This window comes from Rhodococcus sp. DT1, assembly GCF_049844875.1.
Lineage (GTDB): Bacteria > Actinomycetota > Actinomycetes > Mycobacteriales > Mycobacteriaceae > Rhodococcus.
This window is the reverse complement of the sequence record NZ_JBNCLW010000018.1, coordinates 1-359: the sequence shown is the minus strand read 5'-3', so window position 1 is coordinate 359 and position 359 is coordinate 1. Positions and strand designations below refer to the sequence as shown.

At 63.8% G+C, this 359-nt stretch carries 1 protein-coding gene; it reads left to right on the top strand.

All coding sequences use genetic code 11. From position 1 onward, the window contains the following. Nucleotides 1–359: AMP-binding protein (locus ACLQ3J_RS20935; protein WP_425904303.1), on the top strand; the 359-nt coding region annotated here is incomplete at both ends.

Below are 359 nucleotides of genomic sequence, written 5' to 3'. Positions count from 1 at the left end.
TCGGTGGCGCATTTTGTGCCGTCGATGTTGGCGGTGTTCGTAACCGAGGCCGGGGTCTCGGATCTGTCGGGTCTGCGCTACGTGTTTGCTTCGGGTGAGGCGTTGTCGCCGTCGTTGGCGGCGCGGACGCGTGCGATGCTTCCGAATGCTGCGGTGCACAATTTGTATGGTCCGACCGAGGCCGCGGTGGATGTGACGTTCCACGAGGTGACCTCGGCCGATACCGTGTGGGTTCCGATCGGTGCGCCGGTGTGGAATACGCAGGTGTTTGTGCTCGACAGCCGACTGGCGCCGGTGCCGGTGGGTGTGGCGGGTGAGTTGTATCTGTCGGGTGTGCAGTTGGCTCGTGGGTATGTGGG